Below are 6,448 nucleotides of genomic sequence, written 5' to 3' on the forward strand. Positions count from 1 at the left end.
GTCCGGGACCCTGAGGTCCCGGACCGGCATTCCCCCGAACGAACGCGGGCCGGTTACTCGCTCGCGATCGCGTTCAGTACGTTCATCCGCCCTGCCCGGAAGGCCGGGACCAGTGCGGCGAACAAGCCTACGAAGGCCGAGGCGGCGAACACCCCGAGGATCGTGGGCCACGGGATCTCCAGCACCTTCAGGCCCTGGAGCGCCAGCAGCTGCTGCGCGCCGATCCCCCAGCCCATGCCCAGCCCGAGGCCGAGCAGGGCGCCGAAGAGGGCGATGACCACCGACTCCAGGCGGATCATGCGGCGCAGCTGGCGGCGGGAGAGGCCGATGGCACGCATCAGGCCGATCTCGCGGGTCCGCTCGACCACCGAGAGGGCCAGGGTGTTCACGACGCCCAGGACCGCGACGATGATCGCGAGGCCGAGGAGACCGTAGACCATGTTCAGCAGCTGGCCGACCTGGTCCTTCAGGGCCTGCTTGTAGTCGGTCTGGTTGCGCACCTTGTACTGCGGGTACTGCGTCATCGCCGTCTTGACCGACTCGTAGGCGGCGGCGTCGGACCGACCGTCCTGCGCACTGGCCAGCAGCATGAAGGGGAGCGGCAGCTTGTCGGCCGGGACGTTCGCCCGGGCCAGCTCGGTGCTGATGTACTTCATGCCCTTGTCGAGGTTGCCCTCGTCGCTGGTGATCGCGGCGACCTTCAGCTTGACCGTGCTGCCGCCGGTGAAGGCGACCGTCAGCTCGTCACCGACCTTGACCCCGTGCTGGGTGGCGTATGCGGAACCGACCGCCATCGAGTTCGCCCCGTACGCCGCCGCGTGCTCTCCGGCGACCATCTTGCGCCGGATGTCCTGGGCGTACGTCGGGTCGGTGGCTCCGAGTCCGTCGTCCTCGGAGGTGCCGTCGGGAGCGGTGATCTTGGCCGGCACCAGGCGGTAGGCGGTGACGTGGTCGAGGCCCTTGGTGGCGCGCAGGGCCTGCTCGGCCTGCGGCAGCACGGGCTGGCCGGTCTCGGAGTCGACGATGTAGTCCGCGCCGACCGACTTGTCGAGCTCATCGGTCGCGGAGGCCACCATCGAGGAGCCGACCACCGACAGGCAGGCGACCAGCGCGAGGCCGATCATCAGCGCGGCGGCGGTGGCACCGGTGCGGCGCGGGTTGCGCAGCGCGTTGCGCTCGGCCAGCCGGCCCACGGACCCGAAGGGCCGCAGCACCAGGCCGGAGAGCATCCGCACCACGCCCGCGGCGAGCAGCGGGCCGATCACGATGAATCCGATGAGGCTGAAGACGACGCCCACGGCCAGCCAGAGCGATCCGGGGCCGGCCTCCTCGGCCGCCGTGGCGAGGAAGAGCCCCGCGCCGCCGATTCCCGTGAGGACCAGGCCGAGGACGGCGCGGACGACGCCGGCCTTCCTGTCGCCCGGGGTGCCGGACTCCCGCAGCGCGGCCATCGGGGAGACCTTGCCGGCCCGGCGGGCCGGGATGAAGGCGGAGATGACGGTGACCTTGATGCCGAGGTAGAGGCCGATGACCGGGGTGGTCCAGGCGATCGTCAGGTCGTCGGTGGACAGGTGCATGCCCATCGAGCCCATGAGCTCCATCAGGCCGATGGCCAGGCCCACGCCGGCGCCGATACCCAGCACCGAACCGACGATCCCGAGGAGGAAGGCCTCGAAGACCACGGACTTCAGGATCTGCCCGCTGTCGGCGCCGATGGCGCGCATCAGGCCGATCTCGCGGGTGCGCTGGGCCACCAGCATCGAGAAGGTGTTGAAGATCAGGAAGATGCCGACGAGGAAGGCGATCCCGGCGAAGCCGAGCATCACGTACTTCATGACCTTGAGGAAGGAGCCGACGTCCTTGCGGTTCGCGTCCGCGGCTTCCTTGGCGGTCTGCAGTGTGTACGTGTCCGCGCCGACGGCCTTGGCGATGTTCTGCTTGAGCCGGTCGTCGCTCACCCCGTCCGTGGCGGTGACGTTGACGTGCGTGAAGGAGCCGGGGGTGCCGAGCAGGGCCTGCTGCGCGGTGGCCGTGTCGAAGTAGACGATGGCCGCGCCCGGGTTGGTCACGGTGAAGGTGGCGATGCCGGTGATCCTGGCGCGGATGTCGCCGGTGATGGCGATCGTGCGCAGCTCGTCACCGAGCTTCAGGTGGTGCTTCTCGGCGGTGTCGGCGTCGACCATCATCTCGGTCGGGCCGCGCGGAGCGTTGCCCGAGGTGATCTTCATGGACTTGAGCTCGTTGTCGCTCCAGTTGCCCGCGATGGTCGGGGCGCCGGTGGTCGAGCCCATGTTCTCGTTCTTGGCGTTGACGACCGTGACGGACATCGACACGACGCCGCCCTCGGCGCTCTTGACGCCCTCGGCCTTGCGCACCTGCTCGACGGCCGAGCCCGCCAGCGTCTCGGGGCGGCCGCGGTCCGAGGTCTCCTCGCCTTCCCGGGCCTCCTTCGGGGTGACGGTCACGTCGGAGTTGGTCACGGCGAAGAGCTTGTCGAAGGTGGTGTTCATGGTGTCGGTGAACACCAGGGTGCCGCAGACGAAGGCGACGGAGAGCATGACCGCCACGGCGGAGAGCGCCATGCGGCCCTTGTGGGCGACGAAGTTGCGCCGCGAGGTCTTCAGGACGGTGTTGCTCACGAGGTCCGCCCGCGTGCGTCGAAGTCCTTCATGCGGTCGAGGACCTGGTCGGCGGTGGGGCCGTACATCTGGTCGACGATCCGGCCGTCGGCCAGGAAGATGACGCGGTCGGCGTAGGAGGCGGCCACCGGGTCGTGCGTGACCATGACAATCGTCTGGCCGAGCTCGTCCACCGAGCGGCGCAGGAAGCCGAGGACCTCCGCGCCCGCCCGGGAGTCCAGGTTTCCGGTCGGCTCGTCGCCGAAGATGATCTGCGGGCGGGCGGCGAGGGCGCGGGCGACGGCCACGCGCTGCTGCTGGCCGCCGGAGAGCTCGGTCGGGCGGTGCTTGAGCCGGCCGGCGAGGCCCACCGTCTCCACGACCCGGTTCAGCCACTCCGCGTCGGGCTTGCGGCCCGCGATGTCCATGGGGAGCGTGATGTTCTCCAGGGCGTTGAGCGTGGGCAGCAGGTTGAAGGCCTGGAAGATGAAGCCGATCCGGTCGCGGCGCAGCTGCGTGAGCTTCTTGTCCTTGAGTCCGGTGATCTCGGTGTCGTCCAGGTGGATGTGGCCGCTGGTCACCGTGTCGAGACCGGCGAGGCAGTGCATCAGCGTTGACTTGCCGGAGCCGGAGGGACCCATGATCGCGGTGAACTGGCCGCTCATGATGTCCACGTCGACGTCGTCCAGGGCGACGACGCGCGTCTCCCCGGAGCCGTAGGCCTTGACGACCTTTCGTGCCCGGGCCGCGACGGCAGCATGCCCTCCAGTACCCCCGTGCCTGGTTTCGGTCATAGCCGTTGTCACGGTCTTTCTCCCTCTTCGAATGCGTACGTCCGCGTCGACGCCTGCGTCGCCGTCATGAAGTCTCCGCCGGGCGGAGGCTCGGCGCGCTGGTGCCCATCGCCGTATCCGCCCGGGGGTTAACCCCACCCCCCGGCCTCTGGTGCGTAGGTTCCAGTTAAGGAGGCATCGGGGCCGCTCACCTCCTCCGCCGGGAGGAACGACCCCTGGGCCCTTGTACGGAGGGACCCCTAGGGGATCTGCACCCTTCGGCGTACGGACCCTGGGGGATACCGCCCGCCGAGGGGCGGTGAGATGGTGTTCCCCGCAGTTACGTGCAGGGGGAAGGAATCGCGGTGGCAGCGGCGGAGAGCACGGGCGCGAGCCAGGACGGCATACCCTCGGGGCCCGCGGCCGATCCCCCCGTTCCGGCCAGGAACGCGACCGGCGGCGCGCCCGCGGACAAGCCGGCCGCACGGCCCCCGGCCCCGGTGGTCGCCTCCCTCATGCTCGGCATGGCCCTCGTGGCCCTGGACAGCACCATCGTGGCCACCGCCGTCCCACAGATCGTGGGCGAGCTCGGTGGGTTCTCCGTCTTCTCCTGGCTCTTCTCCGGCTACCTGCTCGCGGTGACCGTCACCCTGCCCGTCTACGGGAAGCTGTCCGACACCTTCGGCCGCAAGCCGGTCCTGCTCTTCGGCATCGGCCTCTTCCTCGTCGGTTCGCTGCTGTGCGCGTCCGCCTGGAACATGGCCGCCCTGATCGCCTTCCGCATCGTCCAGGGCCTGGGCGGCGGCGCGCTCCAGGGCACGATCCAGACCCTGGCCGCCGACCTCTACCCGCTCAGGGAGCGGCCGCGGATCCAGGCCCGGATGTCCAGCGTCTGGGCCACCTCGGCCGTGGCCGGACCGGCGCTCGGCGGGCTGCTCGCCTCGTACGCGCACTGGCGCTGGATCTTCCTGCTCAACCTCCCGCTGGCCGGCCTCGCCCTGTGGTTGATCGCCCGTCACCTGACCGAGCCCGTGCGGTCCGCCGGGCGCCGGGGGCCGGTCGACTGGGCGGGGGCGCTCGCCGTCTTCGCCTGCGGTGGACTGCTGCTCTTCGCGCTCGTCCAGGGCGGGGTCGCCTGGCCCTGGCTGTCCGCGCCCTCGCTCGGGCTGCTGGGCGCGAGCGCGCTGCTGGCCTTCGTCGTGGTCCGGGTGGAACGCCGGGCCGAGGAGCCGATCCTGCCCGGCTGGGTGTGGCGCCGGCGCACCATCGCCGCCGTCAACCTGGCCATGGGGGCGCTCGGTCTGCTGATGGTCGCCCCGATGGTCTTCATGCCGACCTACGCGCAGTCCGTGCTGGGCCTCGGTCCCGTCGGCGCCGGCCTGGTCATGTCGGTGATGACCCTGAGCTGGCCCGTCACCGCCGCCTGCAGTCAGCACGTCTACCGGCGCATCGGCTTCCGCAACACCGCGGCCGTCGGGATCGCGCTCGCCGCGGTGATCCTGTTCTCCTTCGCGCTGCTGCCCTACCCCGCCCGGCCCTGGCAGCCAGCGCTGATCATGCTGCTGCTGGGGGGCGCCCTCGGCCTCTTCCAGCTCCCGCTGATCGTCGGGGTCCAGTCCACCGTGGGCTGGGCCGAGCGCGGGACCACGACCGCCTCGGTGCTGTTCTGCCGGCAGGTCGGCCAGAGCGTGGGCGCCGCCCTGCTCGCCGCCGTGGCCAACGCGACCATCGCCGCTCGCCTGGCGGACGCCCCCGTACCCGGCCTCCCGGAGCACCTGGACGACGTGGCGAAGGCCCTGGACCGGCCGGAGTCGCCGGCCCCTGCCGCCGCCGGCTACCTGCGCGAAGCCGTGGCCGCCGCCGTGGAACACATCTTCCTCGGCGCGACGGCGGCCGCCGTGGCCGCGCTGCTGGTGCTGCTGCTGGTGGCACCGCGCCGGTTCCCCGTCCTGCCGGAACTGCGGGAACGGCCGGAGGAGTAGGCCGGGGCGCGGAAAGTCGTCTTGTCATGGCCGGGCCAGTGAGTAACCCTCGTGCCAGGACCGTTTCCGGGGGGACGACGACATGGCATCCGCACTCTGCGCTCTCGCGTTACTGGCCGCGCTGGCCGGCCCGATCTGCCTGCGGCTCAGGCGCAGCCCGGGCTTCATCACCGGCCGCGACGGCCGCCTCTCCACCTCGACGGCGATCGCCCTCGCCTGGACGGTGATCCTGGTGTGGCTGCTGCTGGCGATCCTCGGCTACGGGCTCACCGCGGGCGGCGGCATCGCGTACTTCCGGGGTGCCGACGGCCCGCTGTCCACCCTGACGACGGTGTACCTGCCGCTGCTCGGCGGCCCGTACGTGGCGCTGATCGCCGCGAAGGCGGTCGTCGGCCTGCGCGTGGAGCACGGCAGCATGGCCAAGCCCGCCGCGAAGCCGACGAAGTCGGGCCGGCGGCCGCTGCGGGAGCTGATCGCGAACGACAGCGGGCGCATCGACCTGGTGGACCTCCAGTACGTCGCCCTCAGCGCGGTCACCATGCTGTACGTGGTGCTGTTCCACCTCGCGGACGTGGGCGGCGGACTCCCGCGCCTGCCCGCCGAGATGTGGGCCCTGACCGGCGCCCCGGCGGGCGCGTACCTGGTCAACAAGATGGCGGTGCGGGCCAACCCGGTGATCACGCACGTCGCCCTGGGGGAGGACGGCCACCTGACGGTCGAGGGCGGGGGGTTCACCGCGGATCCGACAGGGCCGCCGACCGTCCTCACCGTCGACGACACCCCGCTCCCGGCCGCGACCGACCCCTTGACGGGCGCCCTGATCGCCGCCCTCCCCGCCCCGGGGACACCTCCGTTCACGGTGGTCGTCACGGCACGGGGCCTGCGCAGCGACCCGTACCGCTACGAGCCCCGGGCGAAGCCCGCCGTCCCGGCCCAGCAGCAGCCGGCGGGCTGACCCGCTCCCCGATCACCGGTGCAGCGGTCCCCCTACCAGGCCGTCTCTTCCGGATCCTGCCGGCACCGCACCGGACGACCCGGGCTCACCCGACAAGATCCGGAAGAGACGGCCTATTCC

At 71.4% G+C, this 6,448-nt stretch carries 4 protein-coding genes; 2 read left to right on the forward strand and 2 right to left on the reverse strand.

The window, feature by feature from the left end:
* Positions 1-53: 53 nt before the first annotated feature.
* Together ACWGIU_RS25880 and ACWGIU_RS25885 are read right to left on the reverse strand one after the other, a co-directional pair.
* Positions 54-2,582: an ABC transporter permease gene (locus ACWGIU_RS25880; protein WP_453709587.1), complete on the reverse strand. Its 2,529-nt coding sequence runs from the start codon at positions 2,580-2,582 to the stop codon at positions 54-56.
* 53 nt (positions 2,583-2,635) lie between these two features.
* Positions 2,636-3,412: an ABC transporter ATP-binding protein gene (locus ACWGIU_RS25885; RefSeq protein WP_453709583.1), complete on the reverse strand. Its 777-nt coding sequence runs from the start codon at positions 3,410-3,412 to the stop codon at positions 2,636-2,638.
* Positions 3,413-3,795: 383 nt separating this feature from the next.
* On the opposite strand from ACWGIU_RS25885, the gene ACWGIU_RS25890 reads away from it, so the two are divergent.
* Both ACWGIU_RS25890 and ACWGIU_RS25895 read left to right on the forward strand, forming a co-directional pair.
* On the forward strand, positions 3,796-5,373 hold the full coding sequence (locus ACWGIU_RS25890; protein ID WP_453709589.1) for an MFS transporter: 1,578 nt from the start codon (positions 3,796-3,798) through the stop codon (positions 5,371-5,373).
* A gap of 82 nt (positions 5,374-5,455) precedes the next feature.
* Positions 5,456-6,328, forward strand: coding sequence for a hypothetical protein (locus ACWGIU_RS25895; protein ID WP_453709585.1), 873 nt, complete (start codon positions 5,456-5,458; stop codon positions 6,326-6,328).
* Positions 6,329-6,448: the final 120 nt, after the last annotated feature.

This window comes from Streptomyces sp. NPDC054840, assembly GCF_053611065.1.